Origin of the sequence: Metallosphaera yellowstonensis MK1 (assembly GCF_000243315.1) — an archaeon.
GTDB classification, from domain to species: Archaea; Thermoproteota; Thermoprotei_A; order Sulfolobales; family Sulfolobaceae; genus Metallosphaera; species Metallosphaera yellowstonensis.
In genome coordinates, this window is record NZ_JH597768.1 from 1 (window position 1) to 1,411 (window position 1,411).

General features: G+C 41.0%; 2 protein-coding genes. Both read right to left on the reverse strand.

The genetic code is table 11. From position 1 onward, the window contains the following. Positions 1 to 178 (reverse strand): sugar phosphate nucleotidyltransferase (locus METMK1DRAFT_RS07495; protein WP_009072480.1); only part of this gene is annotated, 178 nt, incomplete at its 3' end. Between the two features lie 822 nt (positions 179 to 1,000). Next, the coding region (locus tag METMK1DRAFT_RS18195; protein WP_009072482.1) for a hypothetical protein at positions 1,001 to 1,411 on the reverse strand (411 nt) is incomplete at its 5' end.

Sequence of the window (1,411 nt, forward strand, 5' to 3'; positions counted from 1 at the left end):
TCATGGGAGTGTTATCTCCCAAGATCACCACTACGTCCCTGATCCCGTTGTTCCTCAGGTGATCTATGACCCAATGGGAGACTGGCTTTCCTGCCACTTTCAGCAACTGCTTGGGCCCGGTGTGGGTCAAGGGCCTCAGCCTCGTCCCTTGTCCTCCGTGGAGAACTACTGCTTCCATGAGAGCTTAGTGTGTGGGCTAATAATAAACATTTTGTTGCATTATGCATTTAAAAAAGTTGAGGACGACCTCGCGATTGAGGAGTTGTTGAAAGGAAGGGTGTTTACCCGTGGCGTAACTTCTCCTCACTCTTAGTCACTTCTAATTGCACCACGGGCACCCCTCCTAGGGATCATACACAGTCGCCCCAGATCATTGGGGCTAGTCGAGGGAAACTTCAATACCCATCCAACTTCTCCCACCCTCGTGAGTAGTGCCCGTCATCGGTCGGGAGATCATCAAGAGAGAATTCTTGGGTAATACTACATGAACATGACCGACGTCAAAACGATATTTATAGAACTGCAGCAGTTATCAGATCTTACCTTGATTACAGGGCGCTACCTAAGGAAAATCCCATAACTGCTGTAAAATTGAAATAACGAGTAGTTACGTAAAAGAGTTACAGTCTTCAGTGGACTTGATGCCCTTAGGTCTCAGTGTTAAGTGTTTACCCGTGGCGTGACTTACCTCTTCGCCTTAACGAGAGGTCGAACTAGGAAAAGGGAGTAAGATTACCGCTCTACGACAATTATTTCTCTATATTCTGTCATAAATTTAAGTTAATGGATTCACTCTTGGGGTTGTCCATAGCTCGTAAGAAACCTTTCAATCGCTTTCAGAAGCTTTTCTAAATCCATTTTCATGAACTCTATTTATAATTCGCAAAGGAGTCCTGAATTGCCCGTCTTTTCAATGCAAGATTCTTTCATTTCTTTTTGTACGCGCTTAAATATTTCCTTATATTTTTTACAACACCCTTCCCCTGTAAACTCACTTGTATTACTTACAGATTTTTATCAGGATAAAATCTTCCATACAGCAGTAAAAGCCAAGAAAGATAAAATACATGAAAAATTTCTTATTTCCTATACTACAAGTCAGCTTATATACGTCGAGGCTTTCTACAATTTTTTGCGTAACAGAAATGGAAATTCCATATTTGTTTGCGAATTTGTTAACGTCGTTCTCGCAATCAGAAGAGCAGTGTTCTTTATCAATAAATACGATATAACCTAAGGAAAACCTTGTAACGTCCTCCTTAATGAACTTTAATACTCCGTCAATTCCAGTGTTGATAGTCCTTCCCTTACCTTTTCTACCGCTTTCCGGAATGAACAATGAGATTTGGCAATATTTATCTTTGTTTTTCTCAAGAGCATCTTTAATTACTTGCCTATCAAAATGTCCATC